22 protein-coding genes are annotated in these 21,733 nt (G+C 66.4%); 4 read left to right on the forward strand and 18 right to left on the reverse strand.

Annotation, left to right across the window (positions count from 1 at the left end):
- Positions 1-3: 3 nt before the first annotated feature.
- Both mhuD and C6A82_RS24090 read left to right on the forward strand, forming a co-directional pair.
- Positions 4-321: a mycobilin-forming heme oxygenase MhuD gene (mhuD, locus tag C6A82_RS24085; protein ID WP_105341773.1), complete on the forward strand. Its 318-nt coding sequence runs from the start codon at positions 4-6 to the stop codon at positions 319-321.
- Positions 296-1,669 (forward strand): serine hydrolase, encoded by a 1,374-nt coding sequence (locus C6A82_RS24090; RefSeq protein ID WP_396836631.1) that lies wholly within the window; start codon positions 296-298, stop codon positions 1,667-1,669. The genes mhuD and C6A82_RS24090 overlap by 26 nt, the downstream gene beginning before the upstream one ends.
- Here the strand turns inward: C6A82_RS24090 and C6A82_RS24095 are convergent.
- From C6A82_RS24095 to lysS, 7 genes are all read right to left on the reverse strand, one after another.
- Positions 1,666-2,751, reverse strand: coding sequence for an IS630 family transposase (locus C6A82_RS24095; RefSeq protein WP_311101477.1), 1,086 nt, complete (start codon positions 2,749-2,751; stop codon positions 1,666-1,668). The two genes, C6A82_RS24090 and C6A82_RS24095, sit on opposite strands and share 4 nt — an antisense overlap.
- A 43-nt stretch (positions 2,752-2,794) precedes the next feature.
- Positions 2,795-3,346, reverse strand: a complete 552-nt coding sequence (locus C6A82_RS24100; RefSeq protein WP_105344286.1) for a histidine phosphatase family protein — start codon at positions 3,344-3,346, stop codon at positions 2,795-2,797.
- A 10-nt stretch (positions 3,347-3,356) separates the two neighbouring features.
- Positions 3,357-4,088 (reverse strand): CbtA family protein, encoded by a 732-nt coding sequence (locus tag C6A82_RS24105; RefSeq protein WP_105344284.1) that lies wholly within the window; start codon positions 4,086-4,088, stop codon positions 3,357-3,359.
- 20 nt (positions 4,089-4,108) lie between these two features.
- Positions 4,109-4,324 (reverse strand): CbtB domain-containing protein, encoded by a 216-nt coding sequence (locus C6A82_RS24110; protein ID WP_105344282.1) that lies wholly within the window; start codon positions 4,322-4,324, stop codon positions 4,109-4,111.
- Between the two features lie 220 nt (positions 4,325-4,544).
- On the reverse strand, positions 4,545-7,100 hold the full coding sequence (gene clpC1 / locus C6A82_RS24115; RefSeq protein ID WP_105344280.1) for an ATP-dependent protease ATP-binding subunit ClpC: 2,556 nt from the start codon (positions 7,098-7,100) through the stop codon (positions 4,545-4,547).
- A gap of 306 nt (positions 7,101-7,406) precedes the next feature.
- Positions 7,407-7,748, reverse strand: a complete 342-nt coding sequence (gene lsr2, locus C6A82_RS24120) for a histone-like nucleoid-structuring protein Lsr2 (protein WP_105344278.1) — start codon at positions 7,746-7,748, stop codon at positions 7,407-7,409.
- 113 nt (positions 7,749-7,861) lie between these two features.
- Positions 7,862-9,379, reverse strand: coding sequence for a lysine--tRNA ligase (gene lysS / locus C6A82_RS24125; RefSeq protein WP_105344276.1), 1,518 nt, complete (start codon positions 9,377-9,379; stop codon positions 7,862-7,864).
- Between the two features lie 23 nt (positions 9,380-9,402).
- On the opposite strand from lysS, the gene C6A82_RS24130 reads away from it, so the two are divergent.
- Positions 9,403-10,623 carry an alanine racemase gene (locus tag C6A82_RS24130; RefSeq protein ID WP_105344274.1) on the forward strand — a complete coding sequence of 407 codons (1,221 nt, stop codon included), beginning with the start codon at positions 9,403-9,405 and terminating at the stop codon, positions 10,621-10,623.
- A gap of 32 nt (positions 10,624-10,655) precedes the next feature.
- Here C6A82_RS24130 and C6A82_RS24135 read toward each other — a convergent pair whose 3' ends face one another.
- The 11 genes from C6A82_RS24135 to ftsH all read right to left on the reverse strand — a co-directional run bounded on the left by C6A82_RS24135 (position 10,656) and on the right by ftsH (position 20,588).
- Positions 10,656-11,465, reverse strand: coding sequence for a type III pantothenate kinase (locus tag C6A82_RS24135; protein ID WP_105344272.1), 810 nt, complete (start codon positions 11,463-11,465; stop codon positions 10,656-10,658).
- Positions 11,466-11,469: 4 nt separating this feature from the next.
- Complete coding sequence (panD, locus tag C6A82_RS24140) at positions 11,470-11,877, reverse strand: aspartate 1-decarboxylase (protein WP_105344270.1); 408 nt, start codon at positions 11,875-11,877, stop codon at positions 11,470-11,472.
- On the reverse strand, positions 11,877-12,821 hold the full coding sequence (panC, locus tag C6A82_RS24145) for a pantoate--beta-alanine ligase (protein ID WP_105344268.1): 945 nt from the start codon (positions 12,819-12,821) through the stop codon (positions 11,877-11,879). The genes panD and panC overlap by 1 nt, the downstream gene beginning before the upstream one ends.
- A complete protein-coding gene (locus C6A82_RS24150; protein WP_396836637.1) occupies positions 12,818-13,717 on the reverse strand; it encodes a Rossmann-like and DUF2520 domain-containing protein in 900 nt (299 codons plus the stop codon). The genes panC and C6A82_RS24150 overlap by 4 nt, the downstream gene beginning before the upstream one ends.
- A gap of 122 nt (positions 13,718-13,839) precedes the next feature.
- Positions 13,840-15,327, reverse strand: a complete 1,488-nt coding sequence (locus C6A82_RS24155) for a DUF6779 domain-containing protein (protein ID WP_233216880.1) — start codon at positions 15,325-15,327, stop codon at positions 13,840-13,842.
- 76 nt (positions 15,328-15,403) lie between these two features.
- The gene (locus tag C6A82_RS24160; protein WP_105344265.1) at positions 15,404-15,880 is read right to left on the reverse strand and encodes a DUF3180 domain-containing protein; all 477 of its coding nucleotides are present in this window, start codon (positions 15,878-15,880) and stop codon (positions 15,404-15,406) included.
- Positions 15,880-16,392: a 2-amino-4-hydroxy-6-hydroxymethyldihydropteridine diphosphokinase gene (gene folK / locus C6A82_RS24165; protein ID WP_311101518.1), complete on the reverse strand. Its 513-nt coding sequence runs from the start codon at positions 16,390-16,392 to the stop codon at positions 15,880-15,882. The genes C6A82_RS24160 and folK overlap by 1 nt, the downstream gene beginning before the upstream one ends.
- A gap of 23 nt (positions 16,393-16,415) precedes the next feature.
- Positions 16,416-16,802 carry a dihydroneopterin aldolase gene (gene folB / locus C6A82_RS24170; protein ID WP_105341359.1) on the reverse strand — a complete coding sequence of 129 codons (387 nt, stop codon included), beginning with the start codon at positions 16,800-16,802 and terminating at the stop codon, positions 16,416-16,418.
- The gene (gene folP / locus C6A82_RS24175; protein WP_105341361.1) at positions 16,795-17,604 is read right to left on the reverse strand and encodes a dihydropteroate synthase; all 810 of its coding nucleotides are present in this window, start codon (positions 17,602-17,604) and stop codon (positions 16,795-16,797) included. The genes folB and folP overlap by 8 nt, the downstream gene beginning before the upstream one ends.
- Positions 17,605-17,624: 20 nt before the next feature.
- The gene (gene folE, locus C6A82_RS24180) at positions 17,625-18,227 is read right to left on the reverse strand and encodes a GTP cyclohydrolase I FolE (protein ID WP_105341358.1); all 603 of its coding nucleotides are present in this window, start codon (positions 18,225-18,227) and stop codon (positions 17,625-17,627) included.
- An 18-nt stretch (positions 18,228-18,245) separates the two neighbouring features.
- Positions 18,246-20,588 carry an ATP-dependent zinc metalloprotease FtsH gene (ftsH, locus tag C6A82_RS24185; RefSeq protein ID WP_311101519.1) on the reverse strand — a complete coding sequence of 781 codons (2,343 nt, stop codon included), beginning with the start codon at positions 20,586-20,588 and terminating at the stop codon, positions 18,246-18,248.
- A gap of 233 nt (positions 20,589-20,821) precedes the next feature.
- Between ftsH and C6A82_RS24190 the strand changes: the two genes are divergently transcribed.
- Positions 20,822-21,718 carry an alpha/beta fold hydrolase gene (locus C6A82_RS24190; RefSeq protein WP_199193620.1) on the forward strand — a complete coding sequence of 299 codons (897 nt, stop codon included), beginning with the start codon at positions 20,822-20,824 and terminating at the stop codon, positions 21,716-21,718.
- The last annotated feature ends 15 nt before the right edge of the window (positions 21,719-21,733 follow it).

The following is a 21,733-nucleotide window of genomic DNA, read 5'->3' on the forward strand; positions in this document are numbered from 1 at the left end:
CGCATGCCCGTGGTGAAGATCAACGCAATCGAGGTCCCGCCGGACGCCGGCCCAGAGCTGGAGAAGCGGTTCGCGCACCGTGCGCACGCCGTCGACAATCAACCCGGCTTCCTGGGCTTCCAGCTGCTGAGGCCGGTCAAGGGAGAAGACCGCTACTTCGTCGTCACGCAATGGGAGTCTGAAGAAGCGTTCCAGGCGTGGGCCAGCGGTCCTGCCGTGGAGGCGCATGCCGGACAGCGAGCCAATCCCGTGGCCACGGGAGCTTCGCTGCTGGAGTTCGAGGTTGTGCTGGACGTTGCGGGGACTGACGCCAAGGCCTGAGGCGAGCAGGGCGCGCCGCTGGGCGACCTCGATAGCGGTCGTCGCCACGCTGGTCGCGGCCCTCGCTTGCGGATGCGCTGACGCCGGACCGACCGGACCTGCCGGGGCCGCGCAGAGCATTCACATCGACACCAACACGCCGCAGGGTCTGCGGGCCAAGCAGATCATGGACATGCTCAACTCCGATTGGCCCATCGGGCCCAACGGAATCCGCACGTTGGCCGACCCCGAGATCATGGACGACGTCGGCGTCACGATGGACAAGATCTGGTGGGACCGACCGTTCACGCTGACGGATCTGGATATCGGGGCCGGCCACGCGACACTGCACACCCTGACGTCGTATGCGGTACCGCAGACCATCGAGTTGCGGACCAACGAGGCCGGACTGGTCGACCGCTTCAAGGTGTCGCTGGTGCCGCCCGTGATCGAGTCGTGGAACGACATCGACGCCGAGATCGCCAAGACCGGGGCACGTTACTCATACCAGGTGTCGAAGGTCGACGGCGGTAAGTGCTCGCGAGTCGCCGGCACCAATACCGACCTGTCCCTTCCATTGGCGTCGATCTTCAAACTCTATGTGCTGCTTGCGGTCTCGGAGGCAGTGAAGGCTGGCACCGTCAGCTGGGACGACAAGCTGCTCGTGACAAAGGAGGGCAAGCTCGTCGGGGCGGCAGGTCTCGACGAGATACCGGACGGCAGCACGGTGTCGGTGCGCACCGCCGCGCAGCAGATGATCTCGGCCAGCGACAACATGGCGACAGACCTGTTGATTCAACGCCTCGGCCCAGGCGCCGTCGAGCGTGCACTCGTCACCGCCGGGCACCACGATCCTGGTGGCATGACGCCGTTCCCGACCACACACGAGCTGTTCTCCATCGGGTGGGGCAGGCCGAACCTTCGTGACCAGTGGGAGAAGGACTCCTCTTCGTCGGTGGGACGCGCGAGATTGTTCAAGCAGACGAATTCCCGTCCCTACGACCCTGATCCGGAACGCACGCACACGCCTGCCTCAGACATCGGCGCCGAATGGTACGGCTCGGCGGACGACATCTGCCGCGTGCACGCGGCACTTCAGAAGTCGGCGGTCGGTGCGGGCGCACCGGTCAAGCAGATCCTGTCGGCGATCCCCGGCATCGATCTGGACCGCGCGAAGTGGCCGTACATCGGCGCCAAGGGCGGAAATCTGCCGGGCGACCTGACGTTCAGCTGGTACGCCGTCAACCGCGCCGGGCAACCGTATGTCGTCAGCTTCCAGTTGAATTGGCCGAAGTTCCGCAGCCAGACCGCGGCGGGGTGGCTGCTGTCGATCGTGCACCAGACGTTCGACCTGATCCCCGCGACCTAGTGTCCTGAGTCGTTAATTCGTTGGCAGTAGTTGCCGATGCTGGCGAGGATTTGGTCGGCGGTTTTGGTCCAGACGTAGGGCCGGGGGTTGTCGTTCCAGGTGTCGATCCAAGCCCTGATGTCGGTGTTGAGTTGGCGCACCGAGGTGTGGGTGCCGCGACGCAGTTTCTTGGTGGTCAGTTCGGCGAACCACCGTTCGACCAGGTTGAGCCATGACGAGCTGGTCGGGGTGAAGTGCAGGACGAACCGCGGGTGCGCCAACAGCCAGCGCTGGACTGCCGGCGTCTTGTGGGTGGAGGCGTTGTCGAGCACCAGGTGCACGTCCAGGTCGGTGGATACGGAGGCGTCGATGGTCTTCAAGAAGGCCAGGAACTCGGTGGCCCGGTGGCGTGTGTGCAGCGCACCGATCACCTTTCCGGTGCTGAGATCCAGTGCGGCATAGAGGCTTGAGGTGCCGTGGCGGACGTAGTCGTGGCTGGCTCGCGCGGGGATTCCGGGCAACATCGGAAACACCGGCGCAGTGCGATTGAGCGCCTGAATCTGGGTCTTCTCATCAACACACAACACCATGGCCCGTTCCGGTGGGTTCAGATACAGTCCGACGACGTCGCGGACCTTGGCCACGAACAACGGATCCTTGGACAGCTTCCAGGAATCCTGTTTATGCGGTGCCAGGCCGAATGCCCGCCACACCCGCGACACCATCGACTGCGACAGTCCCAGGTGCTCGGCCATCGACCGGGTCGACCACTGAGTGGCGTTTCGGGGGGCCGTCTCCAGCGTGGCAGTGATCAGCTCCTCGATGCGGGCATCCTCCACGACGCGGGGCCGGCCCGGCCGCGGTTCATCGAGCAAGCCGTCGAGGCGATCAACGGCGAACCGGTTGCGCCATTTGGTCACCATCCCGCGGGTCACGCCCAGCTCCCGCGAGATCTGCGTATTACTCGAATCACCTTCACAGGCAAGAACTATGCGAGAACGCAGGGCCAGCGCCTGAGCGCTCTTAGGTCGACGCGCCCAGGCCTGCAACTGCTCACGCTCATCGTCGCTCAACACAACGCTCATCGCTACTGGACTCGGCATGATCCCAGTCTAGCGGCTGAGCGCGGATTAACGACTCAGGACACTAGTCCGTGCAGCGCAGATTCCATGCGTGACCGCGAAAGTGCATGACGGTGCGGCTCACCGGCGCGATATCGATGCGCCAGAACGACTTCGCGGGCGCGTCGAGTGCCACGAGAATCGCGGCGCGGATGACCGCCGGGTGAGTGACCGCAACCAGTCGGCTGCGACGCGTCGTCACGGTGTCCATCCAGTCGCGGACGCGGTCGATCAGTTCGACGACTGATTCCCCGCCGTGCGGCGCCCTGCTCGGGTCAGTCAGCCAGATGGCTAGGTCGGCGGGCCGTACGCCGCCGAGCACGTCGCCACGCCATCGGCCGCAGTCGAGGTCGGCCAGCCGGTGGTCGATGCCCGCCTGCAGGCCAAGAAGATCGGCGGTCTGTCTGGTGCGCTTTTCCGGACCGCAGAATGCGCCGTCGGTGATGCCCAGTTCGATCGAGGCGTCGACCTGGCGGTGGCCGACCGAGTTGAGCGGTTCATCGGTGGGGAATCGTCCGGCCGACATCGCATCGGTCATGGCGTGCGATACAAGTGTCAGCCGGACGACTTCACTCATTGCTCGGGGCTCATGCCGCTAGGTAGCTCTCCCGCGGTGGGCTCTCATCGAGCAACCGGTGCACCGCCGAGCCGAACACCACCGCGATGACCGCCCACAGGACGACCTGCGTGCCCAGCGAATACAGCCGGAACTCGTAGAGAACCTGCGCGGGGAAACCCTCAGGCATCTCATCGATCGTCGGCAGCACCATCATCACGAGCGCGATGGCGACGACGTAGGCCGCTGCCGCGATCAGCGACGCACTCCACGCACCGAACCGCTCCAGCAGGTTGCGGCTCAACCACACCGCCGCTGCGAGCAGCACCACGGAGAGCACCACCATCATCAGATACAGCAGGGTGCGCTGCCGGATCGTCTCGTCGAGGCTGACGGCGGGCGGACTTGCCGGATATTTGAGAAACGGAATCACGTACAGCGACCAGAACATTCCGCCCGCCAGGACGACGGACAACACCCGTGGTGAGAGGCTTCCGACCCTCCCGTACACCACGCAGTAGGCGACCGCGAACAGCGCGCCCATGGCGACCCCGAATGCGAGCACACCGAATCCCATGCCGATGTTGGCCTGTACGCCGCGGGTGAACAGTTCGATCCCGTGGTCGTGGCCGCCTGCGTGCGCCTCCTCGAACGCGATCGCACGGTCGATAGTCGGTTCCACGAAGGTCCGGGCGAAGACGAATGCCGCCACACTTGCAGTCGCGCCGGCCAACAGACCGCGCGCAATTATGCGTTTTTCCATTGTGGGAGTGCTTCGGCGAATCAGTGACAGGGGAAGCCGAGCAGGTGCCGGGCGTCGTGGGTGAACTCGTGCACCAAAGTGTTGCTGCCGAAAATCGACGTCGCTCCCTGATCCAGGCCGACGAAGTAGAGCACCAGCAGGGCGAGGAAAGCGGTCGCCGACAGCCACACCACGGCCTTGGCGGCCGAGATGTCCAGGGCAGGCGCTGCGCTCTTGCGTGCCTGGGGAGACGTCATGGGTGATTCCTTTCCGGGATTTCGCGTCCCAGTACGAAGGAGGTGGCGGCCGTCGGGTCTGACTGTCACAGTGGCGCGACCGTTCTGGATTCTCACCAGATTCCTTCGCCCGCCTGATTACATCGCACATCCTAAACAACGCATCCAGCAAATGGGTCCCCGCACAACAAAAGCCCCCGGAATCTTTCGTTCCGGGGGCTTTTGCGCTAGCGCCGTAGATTTACTCGGTGGTCGTCGCCGCGCTCGGTGTGACTGCGGCAGCAGCGTTCGCGAGATCGGCTTCCTCGACCGGCTTGGCCGGCTTCTTGGACCCGACGAACGTGAACTTCGCGTCCTCGCCGGAGCCTTCGCCGTCCCAGTTGTCGACGTCGACGGTGACGAGCTGTCCGGGGCCGACCTCCTCGAAGAGGATCTTCTCCGACAGCTGGTCCTCGATTTCGCGCTGAATTGTGCGCCGCAGCGGACGTGCACCCAGCACCGGATCGAAGCCGCGCTTGGCCAGAAGCGCCTTCGCCTTGTCTGTCAGCTCCATGGCCATGTCCTTGCCCTTGAGCTGCTTCTCCACCCGGCCGATCATCAGGTCGACCATCCGGATGATCTCGTCGCGAGTCAGCTGGTGGAAGACGATGATGTCGTCGATGCGGTTCAGGAACTCCGGCCGGAAGTGCTTCTTGAGCTCGTCGTTGACCTTCTGCTTCATCCGCTCGTAGTTGTTCTCTCCGCCGCCCTGGGTGAAGCCGAGGCCGACCGCCTTGGAGATGTCGGCGGTACCCAGGTTGGAGGTGAAGATCAGCACGGTGTTCTTGAAGTCGACCGTGCGACCCTGGCCGTCGGTGAGACGGCCGTCCTCGAGGACCTGCAACAGGCTGTTGTAGATCTCCTGGTGCGCCTTCTCGATCTCGTCGAACAGAACCACGCTGAACGGCTTGCGCCGGACCTTCTCGGTGAGCTGGCCGCCCTCCTCGTAGCCGACGTAGCCCGGAGGGGCACCGAACAGTCGCGAGGCGGTGAAGCGGTCGTGGAACTCGCCCATGTCGATCTGGATGAGCGCGTCATCGTCGCCGAACAGGAAGTTGGCCAGCGCCTTGGACAGCTCCGTCTTACCCACACCGGACGGGCCGGCGAAGATGAACGAGCCGGACGGGCGCTTCGGGTCCTTCAGGCCTGCGCGCGTGCGGCGGATCGCCTTCGAGACGGCCCGCACGGCGTCCTCCTGGCCGATGATCCGCTTGTGGATCTCATCCTCCATGCGCAGCAGCCGAGTGGTCTCCTCCTCGGTCAGCTTGAACACGGGGATGCCGGTCCAGTTGCCCAGCACCTCGGCGATCTGCTCGTCATCGACCTCTGCGACGACGTCGAGATCGCCTGAGCGCCATTGCTTCTCACGCTCGGTGCGCTGCGCGACGAGTTGCTTCTCGCGGTCCCGCAGGCTTGCGGCCTTCTCGAAGTCCTGCGCGTCGATCGCCGACTCCTTCTCCCTGCGCGCGTCGGCGATCTTCTCGTCGAACTCACGAAGGTCTGGCGGAGCGGTCATCCGGCGGATGCGCATCCGCGCGCCCGCCTCGTCGATCAGGTCGATCGCCTTGTCAGGCAGGAAGCGGTCGTTGATGTAGCGGTCGGCCAGTGTCGCGGCGGCCACCATCGCGCCGTCGGTGATCGAAACGCGGTGGTGCGCCTCGTAACGGTCGCGCAGACCCTTGAGGATCTCGATGGTGTGCTCGACGGTCGGCTCACCCACCTGGACGGGCTGGAAGCGGCGCTCCAGCGCGGCGTCCTTCTCGATGTACTTGCGGTACTCGTCGAGGGTGGTGGCACCGATGGTCTGCAGTTCACCACGGGCCAGCTTCGGCTTCAGGATCGACGCGGCGTCGATGGCACCTTCGGCGGCACCCGCGCCGACGAGCGTGTGCAGCTCGTCGATGAACAGGATGATGTCGCCGCGGGTGTTGATCTCCTTGAGCACCTTCTTCAGCCGCTCCTCGAAGTCGCCGCGGTAGCGGCTGCCCGCCACCAGCGATCCGAGGTCGAGTGTGTAGAGCTGCTTGTCCTTCAGCGTCTCCGGCACTTCGCCGTGCACGATCGCCTGCGCGAGGCCCTCGACGACCGCGGTCTTGCCGACGCCGGGCTCGCCGATCAGCACCGGGTTGTTCTTGGTGCGGCGGCTCAGCACCTGCATCACCCGCTCGATTTCCTTCTCGCGGCCGATGACGGGATCGAGCTTGCCCTCCATCGCGGCTGCGGTCAGGTTGCGGCCGAACTGGTCGAGCACCAGCGACGTGGACGGATTGCCCGCTTCGCCGCCGCGGCCACCTGTTCCGGCCTCCGCGGTCTCCTTGCCCTGATAGCCGCTCAGCAGCTGGATGACCTGCTGACGCACGCGGGTCAGCTCGGCGCCCAGCTTGACGAGGACCTGGGCGGCGACGCCCTCACCCTCACGAATCAGGCCGAGAAGGATGTGCTCGGTTCCGATGTAGTTGTGGCCGAGCTGCAAGGCCTCGCGAAGGCTCAGCTCGAGGACCTTCTTCGCGCGGGGTGTGAACGGAATATGGCCCGACGGCGCCTGCTGGCCCTGGCCGATGATCTCCTCGACCTGGCTGCGCACGCCTTCAAGGGATATCCCCAGCGACTCCAGCGACTTGGCGGCTACGCCTTCACCTTCGTGGATAAGGCCCAACAGGATGTGCTCGGTGCCGATGTAGTTGTGGTTGAGCATCCGGGCTTCTTCCTGAGCCAGGACGACGACCCTGCGGGCGCGGTCGGTGAATCTCTCAAACATCGGTGGTTACCTGCTCTCCATAAAAAACTCGGTCGGTACGTAGGGCGGTTGCAGACCGCCGCACCGCGTACCTGCCGTCCACTCTAATGGGCGGCCGTCCCCGGTGCCCCGCTTGCCGTTCTTGGCCGGCGAGCGTCCGAATGTCCGATGACGCGACATTCACCCAGTACCCGGGTCCGTAGGTGAGCAACGCCTGGTGGAAGAAAAACGTTTCCCCGGTGTAGCCCGCCGTCGTTCGCCGCTAGCGAAAGCCGTCCGACCGGATGTCGGATTACTGCGCTGGCAACGACGGATTATGTTGCCAGATCAGCTCGCAGCGTGAAAGGCGTCGATGACGTCGGCGGGGATGCGGCCGCGGGTGGACACATTGTGCCCATTGCGCCTCGCCCAGTCGCGGATCGCGGCACTCTGCTCGCGATCGATTGCCGCGCGGCCTCGTCCCGTGCCCGCAGAGCGGCCGCGGCGGCGCCCGCCGACCCGACGGCCTGCGTCGACCCACTGCTTCAGATCCGTCCGCAGTTTCGCGGCATTCTTTGCAGAAAGGTCGATCTCATAGCTCACACCGTCGAGACCGAATTCGACTGTTTCATCGGCAGAGCCTTCACCGTCGAAATCGTCGACCAGGGTGACGGTCACTTTCTTTGCCATTTTCCCACACAAACCCTTCTGGCGGACACATAGTGCCCAACTCATTGTTAGAACCCTGCACTAATGTGCCATACCTAGGCAGGCCATTCAACAAGAGGCTGGTCAAGGGCCGATCAGTTGGCCTGTCTGCGAACAATCGGGAACAAAACCGTCTCCCTAATTGACAGCCCGGTCAACGCCATCAACAACCTGTCCACCCCCATTCCGGTGCCGGTGGTAGGCGGCATCCCGTACTCCAGCGCGGCCAGGAAATCCTCGTCGAGCATCATTGCCTCGTCATCGCCGGCAGCGGCGGCGCGAGCCTGGGCGGCGAAACGTTCTCGCTGAATCACCGGATCGATGAGTTCGGAATACCCGGTCGCGAGCTCGATGCCGCGGATGTAGAGATCCCACTTCTCGGTGACTCCGGGAATGCTGCGGTGAGCACGCGTGAGCGGCGTGGTCTCCACAGGAAAGTCACGGACGAACGTGGGCGCCCAGAGTTTGTCGCCCACGGTTTGCTCCCACAGCTCTTCGACCAGCTTGCCGTGGCCGTAGCCCCGGTCCTGCGGAATCTCGATACCTAGCCGGTCAGCGAACTCCATTAGCCGCGCGACAGGGGTCTGCGGGGTGACTTCTTCGCCGAGTCCTTCCGACAACGACGGATACATTTGTATCGATGCCCATTCGCCGTCGAGATCGTAGGTGGTGCCATCAGGCAATGGCACCGAGCGAGTACCAATCGCCTCGTCCGCGACTTCTTGAATTACCTCGCGGGTCATCCGAGCGGAATCGTCGTAGGTCCCGTACGCCTCATAAGTCTCCAGCATCGCGAATTCTGGAGAATGCGTGGAATCGGCGCCTTCGTTTCGGAACACGCGATTCAGCTCGAAAACCTTCTCCAATCCGCCCACCAAGCATCGCTTGAGGAAGAGTTCCGGTGCGATACGAAGGTAGAGGTCGGCGTCGAGGGCATTGGAGTGGGTGATAAACGGACGAGCGGCGGCACCGCCTGCGAGCGTTTGCAGTATGGGGGTTTCCACCTCGAGGAATCCGCGCCGCTCGAGCGCCGACCGCACCGCACGCACGACAGCCACCCGCTGCCTGGCGATGGTTCTGGCCTCGGGGCGGACGATCAGATCGACGTAGCGTTGGCGCACCCGAGACTCCTCGCTCATCTCCTTGTGGGCGACGGGCAGGGGTCGGAGAGCCTTCGAGATTATTTGCCAAGATTCTGCGAGCACAGACAGTTCGCCGCGCCGGGAACTGATCAGCTCGCCGCGGACGAACACCAAGTCGCCCAGGTCGACATCGGACTTCCACCGATCCAACGAGTCCTGCCCGACCTGGGCCAGGCTGATCATCGCCTGGAGCTGGGTGCCGTCACCTTCCTGAAGGGTGGCAAAGCAGAGCTTGCCGGAATTACGCGCGAACACGACGCGACCTGCAACTCCGACGACGTCGCCGGTCGCGGTGTCGACGGGCAGGTCGGGGTAGGCGGCTCGGACCTCGGCAAGGGTGTGAGTGCGGGCGACCTCGACCGGATACGGCTCCCGTCCTTCGGCGAGCATCCGCTCGCGCTTGGCCTGACGAATCCGGAACTGCTCGGGGATGTCGGCTTCGTCGGTATCGGGCTGCTCAGGTGACGTCACGACGTGCCAGCTTAAATCAACGAATGACCGAACCGATCCACGCGACCAGCGTCGCCGCCCTGGCGGACGAACCTCTGGACTGGCGATTCAAGGCGCTGCCCGCCGCCTGGTGGGGCCGCACGCCCGCTCAGATATGCGACGACGCCCCGAACCTGTTCGGCGACGGCGCGCTCGGGCCGGTGTGCGTACTGCGTGAGGATGCGCTGTCGCACAACCTGACGACGATGGCCGGCTGGTGCAGCCGGCGCGGGGTGGAGCTCGCACCCCACGGCAAGACCCACATGGCCCCGCAGTTGTTGGCCCGTCAGTTCGAGTCGGGTGCGACCGCGGTAACCGTCGCGACCGTCAGCCAGGCCCGTGCCTACCGGGCTTTCGGTGTGCGCGATTTCATACTCGCCAACGAGGTGGTGGACGCCGCAGCGCTGCGTTGGCTCGGCGCGGAGCTGAGTGCCGACGCCGAAATTCACTTCGTGTGCTGGGTCGACTCGGTCGCAGGTGTCGAGCAGATGGCGGCCCACCTCGATGGCTCGAGCCGACCCGTCGACGTCTGCGTCGAGGTCGGCCTGCCGAAAGGGCGGACCGGCTGCCGCGATGCCACCGCGCTGGACGCGGTCGCGCGGGCCGCCGCAGACTGCCCCGCGCTGAGGCTTGTGGGCGTGGCGGGCTACGAGGCGGCGCTCGGCCACGACATCACACCCGAGGCGGTCGCCCGCGTCCATGCGTATCTAGCCGAGGTCAAGGCCGCGATGGTTCGGCTGGCGCCGTTGTTCGAGACCGAACGCCCGATTGCCACCGCAGGCGGTAGTACGTACTTCGACGCCGTCGCCGACGTGTTGGCCGGTGATTGGCGCACCGTCGTCCGCAGCGGCTGCTATCTCACGCACGACCACGGGCTGTACGCCAGGACGTCGCCGCTGCGCGACGGGCTGCGGCCCGCAATGGAGGTGTGGGCGCAGGTGATGTCGCGGCCGGAGCCGGGACTCGCGCTGCTGACGATGGGCCGCCGCGACGTCTCGTTCGATCAGGAAATGCCGCTGCCGCTCGATCTCACCGGCGCCACGGTGACCAAGCTGAACGACCAGCACGCCTACCTCATGCTCGGCCGGCAGGGGCAGGGCGCCGAGGTGGGCAGCTGGCTGCGGTTCGGCATCTCGCATCCGTGCACCACCTTCGACAAGTGGCAGATGATCCCGGTGCTGAATCGCGACGACCGCGTCGTCGACCTGATCCGCACATTCTTTTGACGGGGCCCTTGCAGGCAGGCGCCTTGCCCCTTCTACCGCGCCTGTCTGAGCCTGCCCCGCTGACTGTCGCGGTTGCGCTCGAAGACCAGCCGCAGGCCGTCGAGCGTCAGGTGCTGGTCGTAGTGCTGGACGGTGTGCATATCGGGCAGCAGCAGGGGTCCGATATGACCGGTCGCCACGACGGTGGCGTCGCCGCCGCCGAACTCGTCGCCGCGGATGCGGGTCACCAGCCCGTCGACCATGCCTGCGAATCCGAACACCGCACCCGCCTGCATGCACTCGACGGTGTTCTTGCCGACGATCGACCGCGGCCGGGCAAGCTCCACGCGCCGCAACGCCGCCGACCGCGAGGCCGCCGCATCCAGAGACACCTCGACACCCGGTGCGATCGCCCCGCCGAGGAACTCGCCCTTGGCCGACACCACGTCGACGCAGATCGACGATCCGAAGTCGATGACGATCGCCGCTGACTTGTATTTGTGATACGCCGCAAGGCAATTGACGATGCGGTCGGCACCGACCTCCTTGGGGTTGTCGACCAGCAGTGGGATCCCGGTTCGCACGCCCGGCTCGATCAGCACGTGAGGCACGCTCGGCCAGTACTGAGTCAGCATCTCGCGCAGCTCATGTAGGACAGAGGGAACCGTCGACAGGCCTGCCGCTCCGGTCAGGCGCTCGGAGTCATCGCCGATCAAACCGTCGATCGTCAACGCCAATTCGTCGGCGGTGACCTCCGACTCGGTGCGGATGCGCCAGTGCTGGGCGACCTTGGCGTGGTCGCCCGATCCGGAGATCAGGCCGACCACGGTGTGGGTGTTGCGGACGTCGATTGCTAGCAGCACGATGTCACCGCGGCGACACTAGTTCGGCCGCACCGGCGGGCACATGCGCGGGATCGTGGCCGAGGTCGATCTGGTTGTTGCCTGCATCGACGAACACGATGCGCGGCCGGTATGAACGGGCCTCGACGTCCTCCATCGTTCCGTAGGCGATCAGGATGACCAGATGGCCCGGATGTACCAGATGTGCTGCCGCACCGTTGATTCCGATGACGCCGCTACCCCGCTCACCGGTTATCGCGTATGTCACCAGCCGCGCGCCGTTGTCGATATCGACGATGGTAACCTGCTCACCTTCGAGCAGGTCAGCGGCGTCCATCAGATCGGCGTCGATCGTCACCGACCCGACGTAGTGCAGATCTGCCTGAGTCACAGTGGCGCGGTGGATCTTCGACTTGAGCATCGTGCGTAACATCAGTTCCTCCAGGGCAATTCGTGATTGTCGCCTGATGCGACGGAATACCGGCCGTCGGCACCGGCTGTCAGTCCGATGTCTATCGCAATGTTGTCGAGCAGTCGGGTGTTGCCGAGTCGCGCGGCCACCAGCATGCGGGCCGCGCCCTCGGTTGGCGCAGGCCCCAGCCCGGGATCCCGCACTTCCAGATAGTCGACGTCGAACGCGGGCACCTCGTCGAGCACCGCCCGTGCGGCATCCAGCGCGGCGGGTGCGCCACCCGCGGCGGCGTACATGCCTGCCAGCAGGGCGGCCGAGAGTGCGCCTGCCTGTTCGCGTTCGACGTCGCTGAGGTAGCGGTTGCGCGACGACATCGCCAGCCCGTCGGGTTCGCGCACGATCGGCAGCCCGACGATGGTGGTGTCGACGTTGAGGTCGGCGACCATCTGACGGATCATCACGAGCTGCTGATAGTCCTTCTCGCCGAAGAACGCCCTGTCGGGCCGCACGATCTGCAGTAGCTTGAGCACCACCGTCAGAACGCCCGCGAAATGCGTTGGCCGCGAAGCGCCCTCGAGCTCCGCACCGAGACTACCCGGCTGCACCGAGGTGCGCGGCCCCTCCGGGTACATCTGCGCCGCGGTCGGAGTGAATGCGATGTCGACCCCCTCGGCCCGAAGCTGGGCGAGATCGTCGTCGAGCGTCTTGGGATACTTGTCGAGATCTTCGTTCGCGCCGAATTGCAGCGGGTTGACGAAGATCGACGCCACCACGACCGCACCCTGGACCCGCTTGGCGTGCCGCACCAGGGTCAGATGCCCTTCGTGCAGAGCGCCCATGGTGGGCACCAGCATCACCCGCCGGCCCGTGTGCCGAAGCGCGCGCGAAACATCGGATACGTCGCGAGGCGAGCTATAGACGTTGCACTCTCCCGGCGCGAACTTCGGCGGTCTACGAACAGTCACGCCTGCCCCTCTAACGCGGTGAAGACCTCGGCGGGCGCATGGGCACGCTGCGCGGTGCGCAGCGAGTTCGCCCGATATGCCTGCGCCAGATCGGGATCCACTTCGGCGAATGCGCGCAAATGATCGGCGACCGCGGCGGCATCGCCCCGGGCCACCGGTCCGGTCAACGCCGCCTGCCCCCGCTGCAGTGCGTTCTCCAGCGACGCCCTTGCGAGCGGACCGACGACTCGCTCCGCGATGCCGCCGGGGTGATTGCCCACCAGTTCCTGACCGAGGAGCTCCTGCCCCCACAGGGCGGCACGCAGGCCCTCCACGGCGTCAAGCAGAACCGTCATGACGTGGTTGCTCGCATGCGCGAGGGCGGCGTGGTACAGCGTGCGGGCGTCCTCGCGAACCCGGAACGGCTCGCCGCCGATCTCGAGCACCAGCGACTGCGCGATCGCGTAGCCGACATCGTCTGCGGCGGTGATTCCGAAGCAGGTGTCGGCCAGCCGCGAGATGTCCTCGTCGGCGCCGGTGAAGGTCATCGCGGGGTGGATCGCCAACGGGATGCAATCCTGTTCGGTCAACGGGCCGAGCACCGCTATGCCGTTCGCGCCAGAAGTGTGGGCCACGATGGTTCCCGGTCGAACGGAGCGAGTTGCCGCGAGGCCTGAGACGACCGAGGTCAGCTCGGCATCGGGGACGGCGAGCAGGAGCAGTTCAGCGCGTCGCGCGACCTCGTCCACGGGCAGCACCGCGGTGTCGGGCAACCTGCGCGCCGCCCGCTGCAGGGACGCATCGGATATCGCACTGCACGCCGCCACCACATGTTCGGCGCGCTCGAGGGCCACGCCGAGCGCGGTGCCGACCCGACCTGCAGAGATGATCCCGACCGAGAGCCGAGCAGGGCGCATCGGTCCGTCTTGAGGACCCCACGGAGACGTGGTGGACTGCTCCATCGCAGAAGGCCTCGCAAGATCGTGAGTGCGTTCCGGTCCTGAAGTCGCGGGTACCGGACGGTCGCTAAGAGATTAACTCAATCCTGGCGGCGCCGACGACGGCCGCCGCCTGACGAGCGCGTTTCGAGCCGGGCGAGCAACTCGGCGACCGAGTGACCACCGGTCGACTCCGCCTCGTCGAGGCTGCGGTGGCGGGGTCGATTCTCCTCCTCGGACGCCGCGGCGGGATCTGCCGGTAGCGGAGAGGCAGTCTGCGGCGGAGGCGCCGCAAGCGTGGGCGGAGACGGAGGTGTCGGTCGCCCCGGATCGCCGGCGTCCGGCCCCACGGAGTGGCGTCCGCGTCCCAGATCTGCGGGCGGTGTCGTCATCGCCGGATCGGGCGCGCGCCGCTTGCCGACGTACTCGCCGGCAGATCCGTTCTCGGTCCGAGAGGGTGACCAGTTGCTGCCCGGCAGGCCGGCCGGGATCCATTCGCCCTCGGCGGGCGCAGGTCGCCAGTCGGCCGCCGCCTGCCTGGCGGCCTCTTCCTCTGCGGCTCGCTGGGCGGCCGCGTGCTGCTCGGCGATGGCCCGCTCTTCCGCGGCGCGCTGCTCGGCAAGCCGTTGTTCCTCGGCCGCCCGCTCTTCTGCGGCGCGCTGCTCGGCAAGCCGCTGTTCCTCGGCCGCCCGCTCTTCCGCGGCGCGCTGCTCGGCGAGCCGCTGTTCCTCGGCCGCCCGCTCTTCCGCGGCGCGCTCTTGCGCGGCACGCTGCTCGGCGGCCCGCTGCTCGGCCGCGCGTTGTTCTGTTTCACGGTATTCGGCCGCCCGCTGTTCTGCGGCGGCGCGCTGCTCAGCGGCCCGTTGTTCGGCTGCGGCCCGCTGCTCCGCAGCGGCGCGCTCTTCAGCGGCGCGATGCTCTGCCGCCCAGGACAGCCGCTCATCGGCGGTGGGCTCCGCCTCCGACGGCCTCCGATGGGCACCACCGAACAACGGCGTGGGAGACCACTCATGTTCTGGCGCATGCGGTTCGGCCGAGACGTCGATGATCGGATTCTCTTCGGTCCGAAGGTCCGGCCCCTCGGTGTCGAGCCTGCTGCTGGCGACCCGCCCCGGCCGAACCGGGCCCTGTTCGGTCTCGATGGCGGGGCGGTGGCTGAGGTCGGCGTCGAAGAGGTACTCGAGATTGGCCCGAAGAGCGGCCAGTTCTGCGCGCAACGCGGCCACCTCGTCGGCGGCTTGAGCGCGGATCTCGGTCGACAGCTCGCGGCGCAACTCCGATTCGACCGTCAGCTCGTATTCCCGGCGTGCGGAGATCTCGCGGTCCAGTTGCAGGTCGTAGACGAGTTTCAGATCGCGCGCCTTGGCCGCATCGACGTCGCTCTGCCGCCGATAGATGACCGATACGAATGCAGCCACCACCGCCGCCCACAACGCGAGGATGACCGCCAGCTTCAGCAATTCCACCCGATTGGTGAACACCAGCGCCGAACTCGCCATGATGGCGAGGACCAGCAACACCGTTAACAGCAGCCAACCCGGCCTGCGACCGCTGCGCCGCGGCCGGGCACCACGGGTCAGAACGGACATGGGGCGACTGTACCCGCCACAGGTCACTGCGCGTGTCGTGCACTCCGGCGATTCGTGATCCGCTATCGTCCGCCAGTTACTCCGTGGCTCCTTCGCCGTCCTCCGGCGGCTCCTGCGGCGACTTGCAGCAATGTTGCAGCCACAGTGCGGCGACCAACAGCGCAAGCGCGCTCAGCGCGGCAACCGCTGCGCCCGCCGTGTCCTCGCCCGCGACCCGCAGCGAGCCGCGGCGTGGCAAAAGATAGATCAGCACGCCCACCCACCAACCGAACACGAGGGCACCCACCCAGGCCGAGGCCTTGGCGATGGTCACCGACCGGGCGACGGCCAGTGGATGAAGCCAGCCGGGCCCGTCGCCGATCTCGCCGTCGTCGATCTTCGTCCGCACGTAGAACGCCCACCCGCCCTCAGCGACGGCGACCGCGAGAAGCGAGAGGCCGGTCCACACCGTGATGGGCGGAAACCAGCGGTAAAGCGCTGTCACCAGCACGTACCCCAGCGCGGCGGCAATCACCGTCGCGGCCGTCAGGTCACGTCTGCGGGTTGGGCCCATCAGGTCAGCACCAGGCCGGTCAGCCGCACCCCGTCGCGTTCGCTCTGGTCGAGGCCTGCGAGCAACGTCTCGACGGGCCGCCGTTCGCCGTCCAGGGTGAGCGCGGCGTCGGGATCCACGTCCAGCCAGGGGACCAGCACAAACGCTCGTTGATGAGCGTACGGGTGCGGAAGTGTCAGGTCCTCGTCGTGCAGGACCACCTCGTCGTCACCGTCATGACAGGTGACGAGGTCGACGTCGAGGGTCCGCGGACCCCAGTGCTGAACCCTCTCCCGGTCGGCTGCTCGTTCGAGGTCGTGCGCGCGGTTCAGCCAGGCGTGGGCGTCGGTTCCCGGGTCGTCAGCGATCACAACGGCGTTGAGAAACGGGCTCTGTTCGACGCCACCCCATGCCGCTGTCTCGTAGACCGGAGACACCGCGCGCAGGGCTGTGCCGAGGCCGTCGACGACGGATTGAAGATGAGCCTGTCGATCGCCGAGGTTCGATCCGATCGACAGCACAACTGAAGTCACCCGTGCTCCTCACGTCAGCGATGTCATGTCGGCGGCTCCCCACGGCCGCCGCGCCGCGACCGCCGTGCCACCACGGCCACGTCCGCGAACCGCTGCGGGATCGGGGCGGCGGGTTTGTGCACGACGACCTCGACGGCCTGCACGCGTTCGTCGGTCATCACGTCCTCGGCGATCTCGCCCGCAACCGCCTCGATCAGATTTCGCGGCGGTCCCGCGACGATGCCGGCTGCCCGGTTGGCCAGTGTGCCGTAGTCGAACGTGTCGGCTAGATCGTCGCTGACCGCCGCGGCCGCGAGGTCGATCCAGACCGTGATGTCGATGACGAAGTCCTGTCCGTCGCGGCGCTCGTGCTCGTAAACTCCGTGGTTGCCGCGAACTATCAAGCCGCGCAATTCTATCCGGTCAGCCATCGCGTTGCGGGTCCGTCCATGCTTCGACGACTTTGAGTGCGTCCACCGATGCCCGGACGTCGTGCACGCGCACACCCCACGCACCGCGCTGTGCGGCGAGCGCGGAGATCACCGCCGTGGCGGTCTCGCGGCCGTCCGGCTGGCGGGGTTCGCCGTCGGCGTCCGCCAGCAGCGTGCCGAGGAAGCGTTTACGCGAAGCCCCGACCAGCACCGGGATTTCAGTGTCGACGAACTCCGGTAGCGCGCGCAGCAGCGCCCAGTTGTGCTCGCCGGTCTTCGCGAACCCCAGCCCCGGATCGATGATCAGGTTGCCCGGATCCACGCCTGCGCGCACGGCGGCATCGACGGCTTCGAGCAGTTCCGCACGGACCTCGGCCACTACGTCGCGGTAGCACGGCACCTCGTGCGGACTATCGGCGCTGACCGAGCGCCAGTGCATCAGCACCCATGGCACCTTGGCGTTGGCAACCACTTTCGCCATGTTCGCGTCGGCCCTACCTCCGGATACGTCGTTGACGATCTGCGCCCCATTCTCGAGCGCCGCCTGCGCCACCTCCGCATGCATCGTGTCGATGCTGACGGTAAGGCCTTGTCCGGCAAGCTCTTTGATCACCGGCAGCACACGAGCCGCCTCCACACGCGCGTCGACGCGGGTGGCGCCCGGTCGCGTCGACTCGCCGCCGACGTCGATGATCGCCGCACCGTCGGCGGCAAGTGTCATGCCGTGTTCGACGGCCCGATCACGATCGAGAAACAGCCCTCCGTCGGAAAAGGAGTCGTCGGTGACGTTGACGACTCCCATCACCCGCACGCGTGTGTGGCTCACTTCCGCAGGATCAGGTCCAGCGCCTCGGACCGCGATGCCTTGTCGGTCTTGAACTGGCCGCGCACCGCGGACGTCGTTGTGGTTGCACCCGGCTTGCGGATCCCCCGCATCGACATGCAGAGATGCTCGGCCTCGACGACGACGATCGCCCCGCGCGGCTGCAGTTTGCGCATCATGGCATCGGCGATCTGGGCGGTCAACCGCTCCTGCACCTGCGGCCGCTTGGCGTAGAGATCGACGAGGCGCGCGAGCTTCGACAGTCCCGTCACCCGACCGTCCTCGCCGGGAATGTAACCGACGTGAGCCACCCCGTGGAACGCCACGAGGTGGTGCTCGCAGGTGGAGTACATGGGGATGTCCTTCACCAGAACCATTTCGTCGTGGCCCTCGTCGAACGTCTTGTCCAGCACGGAATCCGGGTCTATGTACAGCCCGGCGAACAATTCTCTGTACGCCCGCGCGACCCGCGCCGGAGTGTCCTCGAGACCGTGCCGGTCGGGATCCTCGCCGACGGCGATGAGCAGTTCCCGGACCGCGGTCTCGGCGCGCTTCTGATCGAACTGCGCGAACGTCGCAGAGTTGTTGTGCGGCTGCGCCATTGAAGCCTCCGTCGTTAATCAGCCATGGTGTGGCGGGTTATTCCGGTTGGATTCCTGCCCTGCGTCGTCGTGAGGCGCTGGCGCAGAGTTCGGGCCGCCCTGCGGCGGTTGCTGCGGGCCCGGGTAGGGATAGGGCTGGTACGGCGGATAGGGCGCCGGAGGCGCTCCGGCGCCGACATTGGGCTGCTGCCAGCCGGTCGGCGGTGGTGGTGGCGGATACCAGCCCTGCGGCTGATACGGGCCCTGCGGGTTCTGCGGCGGCCAGCCCGGTGCGTGCCAGCCCGCGGGTGCGCCGTAGTCGGGCTGCGTCGGGCCGTTGGCGGGAGCTCCGTTGGTACCCGAGCCGTTCGAGCCATTGGACCCCGACGCTTCTGCCGCGGCCTTGCTCGCCTGCGCGATCGCGGCCTTGAATGCCGGTTCCGGCACCGGCTTCGGCCACTCCTCGCCGCGCTCGATCGCCAGTTCGCCCGGCGTCTTGATCGGCGGCTTGTCGGACGGGATGCGTCCGCCGAAGTCGTCGAACATGGTCAACCGCGGCCGCTTCTTCACGTCGGAGAAGATCGCCTCCAGTTCGGCGCGGTGCAGCGTCTCCTTCTCCAGCAGTTCACCGGCGAGTGTGTCGAGGATGTCGCGGTACTCGGTGAGCACCTCCCACGCCTCGGTGTGCGCGGCCTCGATGAGCTTGCGCACCTCGTCGTCGATGATCTGGGCCACCTCGTGGCTGTAGTCGGCCTGCGTGCCCATCGTGCGGCCGAGGAACGGGTCGCCGTGTTCGGTGCCGTACCGCACGGCGCCGAGCTTGGAGCTCATGCCGTACTCGGTGACCATTGCGCGGGCGATCTTCGTCGCCTGCTCGATATCGGAGACCGCGCCCGTTGTCGGCTCGCGGAAGACGAGTTCCTCCGCGGCGCGTCCGCCCATCGCGAACACCAGGCGGGCGATCATCTCCGAGCGGGTCATCAGGCCCTTGTCGTCCTCGGGGACCGCGACGGCGTGGCCGCCGGTGCGCCCGCGGGCGAGGATCGTCACCTTGTAGATCGGCTCGATGTCGGGCATCGCCCACGCCGCGAGCGTGTGGCCGCCTTCGTGATAGGCGGTGATCTTCTTCTCGTGCTCGCTGATGATGCGGCTCTTGCGCCGCGGTCCTCCCACGACCCGGTCGACGGCCTCTTCCAGTGCGGCACCGGTGATGATGGTGCCGTTCTCCCGGGCGGTCAGCAGGGCGGCCTCGTTGATGACGTTGGCCAGGTCGGCGCCCGACATTCCGACGGTGCGCTTGGCCAGCCCGTCCAGGTCGGCGTCGTCGGCGATCGGCTTGCCTTGCGAGTGCACCCGCAGGACGGCGCGCCGGCCGGCGATGTCGGGATTGGACACCGGGATCTGGCGGTCGAAGCGGCCCGGTCGCAGCAGGGCGGGATCGAGGATGTCGGGCCGGTTGGTGGCCGCGATCAGGATGACGCCTTGACGGTCGCCGAAGCCGTCCATCTCGACCAGCAGCTGGTTGAGCGTCTGTTCGCGTTCGTCGTGACCGCCGCCCATGCCTGCGCCGCGCTGACGGCCGACGGCGTCGATCTCGTCGACGAAAATAATGCAGGGGCTGTTCTGTTTGGCCTGCTCGAACATGTCGCGCACCCGGGATGCGCCGACACCGACGAACATCTCGACGAAGTCGGAACCCGAGATGGTGAAGAACGGTACGCCTGCCTCGCCTGCGACCGCGCGGGCGAGCAGCGTCTTACCGGTACCGGGCGGGCCGTAGAGCAGCACGCCTTTGGGGATCTTGGCGCCAAGCGCCTGATACCTGCTGGGGTTCTGAAGGAAGTCCTTGATCTCGTAGAGCTCTTCGACTGCCTCGTCGACGCCTGCGACGTCGGCGAACGTGGTTTTCGGCATGTCCTTGCCGAGTTGCTTGGCCTTGGACTTGCCGAACCCGAAGCCCATCCTGCCGCCGCTCTGCATGCGGGAGAACATGACGAACAGGCCGACGAGCAGAAGCAGCGGCAAGAGGTAGATCAGCAGCGAACCCAGGATGTTGCCCTGGTTCACCACCGTGTTGACCTTGGCGTTCTTCGCGCTCAACGCATTGAAGAGATCGACCCCGAAACCGGTCGGGTACTTGGTGATGATCTTGTCGCTGTCGGCGGTGTCGCCGTTGCCGCTCTTCAGGTCGAGGCGGACCTGCTGCTCACGGTCGTCGATCTGGGCGCTCTTGACGTTGTCGCTGTTGATCTGCGCCATCGCCACCGAGGTGTCGACGGGCTTGTAGCCGCGGGTGTTGTCGCTGAAGTAGAAGAACGACCAGCCCAACAGCAGCACCACCGCGATCACGGTGAGCGTGCGGATCACATTTTTGCGGTTCATTCAGTATCGGCCCTGGGCTTGGTCTTCCTCGGCCGCCTGCGGCCGGAGTCCTTCCATACATGCAGCTTGAATAGTCAGGCTACCGCTAGACCAACGTTCGGCGGTTCCCGACGGTTCTCCAGGCCCGTTCACTGAACGAGGAAGTCGACTGTGCGGTCTCGTACGAAACACGCCGCCGCGGCGTACGAAATCGCACACTCGACGGTGCGCGATCGCTGTGCTTCGGTGGATCGGTGCCCGCGTCTGCCGAGCGATTCGTCGAAACCAATGGTGTACGGCTGCGGGTGACCGAGGCAGGCGATCGCGGAGCGCCCGTGATCGTCTTGGCCCACGGTTTCCCGGAGTTGGCCTACTCATGGCGTCACCAGATCAACGTCCTTGCCGACGCCGGCTATCACGTGCTGGCGCCGGACCAGCGCGGCTACGGCGGCTCCAGCCGGCCCGACGCCGTCTCCGACTACGACATCCACGCCCTCACCGCCGACCTCGTCGGACTGCTTGACGACGTCGGTGCCGAGTGGGCGATCTTCGTCGGCCATGACTGGGGCGCGATGGTCGTCTGGCACACTGCGCTGCTTCACCCGGACCGGGTGCGCGCGGTCGCGGGCCTTTCGGTTCCCCCGATTCCGCGGGCACGGTCGCGTCCGACCGAACGCTGGCGGGAGAAGTTCGGCGAGGACTTCTACATGCTGCGGTTTCAGGAACCCGGTGTCGCCGAGGCGGAACTGGAGGCCGATGTGGCCACGACGATGCGCGGGATGTTCGCCGGGCTGGTCGAGGGCGACGCGCCGCTGCCCGACTGGATCAGTGCCGACGAATTCGACTTCTACGTCCGGGAATTCGGCGGGACAGGATTCACCGGCGCGCTGAACTGGTACCGCAACTACGACCGGAACTGGGAGACCACACCCCAGCTCTCCGACGCGACGATCACGGCGCCCGCGCTGTTCGTCGGCGGCACCGCCGACCCGATCGGCGCCACGATGAACCCGGCCCGCGCACGCGAGGTGGCCGCCGGTCCGTACAGAGAGGAGTGGGTCGAGGGCGCCGGCCACTGGGTGCAACAAGAGCGTCCCGACGACGTCAACCGGATCCTTCTGGCGTTCCTGCGTGACGTCGAGTCGTCGTGAACAACCTCGCCGGTA

Origin of the sequence: Mycobacterium sp. ITM-2016-00318, assembly GCF_002968285.2 — a bacterium.
Taxonomy (GTDB): domain Bacteria; phylum Actinomycetota; class Actinomycetes; order Mycobacteriales; family Mycobacteriaceae; genus Mycobacterium.

Excerpts from the sequence above, each read along its gene's own strand:
- ftsH (WP_311101519.1), bottom strand. The coding sequence starts at position 20,588 with ATGAACCGCAAAAATGTGATCCGCACGCTCACCGTGATCGCGGTGGTG.
- folE (WP_105341358.1), bottom strand. The coding sequence starts at position 18,227 with ATGGCGCAGCCGCACAACAACTCTGCGACGTTCGCGCAGTTCGATCAG.
- C6A82_RS24105 (WP_105344284.1), bottom strand. The coding sequence starts at position 4,088 with ATGGAAAAACGCATAATTGCGCGCGGTCTGTTGGCCGGCGCGACTGCA.
- C6A82_RS24155 (WP_233216880.1), bottom strand. The coding sequence starts at position 15,327 with ATGTCCGTTCTGACCCGTGGTGCCCGGCCGCGGCGCAGCGGTCGCAGG.
- mhuD (WP_105341773.1), top strand. The coding sequence starts at position 4 with ATGCCCGTGGTGAAGATCAACGCAATCGAGGTCCCGCCGGACGCCGGC.
- folB (WP_105341359.1), bottom strand. The coding sequence starts at position 16,802 with ATGGCTGACCGGATAGAATTGCGCGGCTTGATAGTTCGCGGCAACCAC.
- C6A82_RS24110 (WP_105344282.1), bottom strand. The coding sequence starts at position 4,324 with ATGACGTCTCCCCAGGCACGCAAGAGCGCAGCGCCTGCCCTGGACATC.
- C6A82_RS24160 (WP_105344265.1), bottom strand. The coding sequence starts at position 15,880 with ATGGGCCCAACCCGCAGACGTGACCTGACGGCCGCGACGGTGATTGCC.
- clpC1 (WP_105344280.1), bottom strand. The coding sequence starts at position 7,100 with ATGTTTGAGAGATTCACCGACCGCGCCCGCAGGGTCGTCGTCCTGGCT.
- C6A82_RS24100 (WP_105344286.1), bottom strand. The coding sequence starts at position 3,346 with ATGAGTGAAGTCGTCCGGCTGACACTTGTATCGCACGCCATGACCGAT.
- C6A82_RS24150 (WP_396836637.1), bottom strand. The coding sequence starts at position 13,717 with ATGCGCCCTGCTCGGCTCTCGGTCGGGATCATCTCTGCAGGTCGGGTC.
- panD (WP_105344270.1), bottom strand. The coding sequence starts at position 11,877 with ATGTTACGCACGATGCTCAAGTCGAAGATCCACCGCGCCACTGTGACT.
- C6A82_RS24095 (WP_311101477.1), bottom strand. The coding sequence starts at position 2,751 with ATGCCGAGTCCAGTAGCGATGAGCGTTGTGTTGAGCGACGATGAGCGT.
- lsr2 (WP_105344278.1), bottom strand. The coding sequence starts at position 7,748 with ATGGCAAAGAAAGTGACCGTCACCCTGGTCGACGATTTCGACGGTGAA.
- folP (WP_105341361.1), bottom strand. The coding sequence starts at position 17,604 with ATGGGAGTCGTCAACGTCACCGACGACTCCTTTTCCGACGGAGGGCTG.
- C6A82_RS24130 (WP_105344274.1), top strand. The coding sequence starts at position 9,403 with ATGACCGAACCGATCCACGCGACCAGCGTCGCCGCCCTGGCGGACGAA.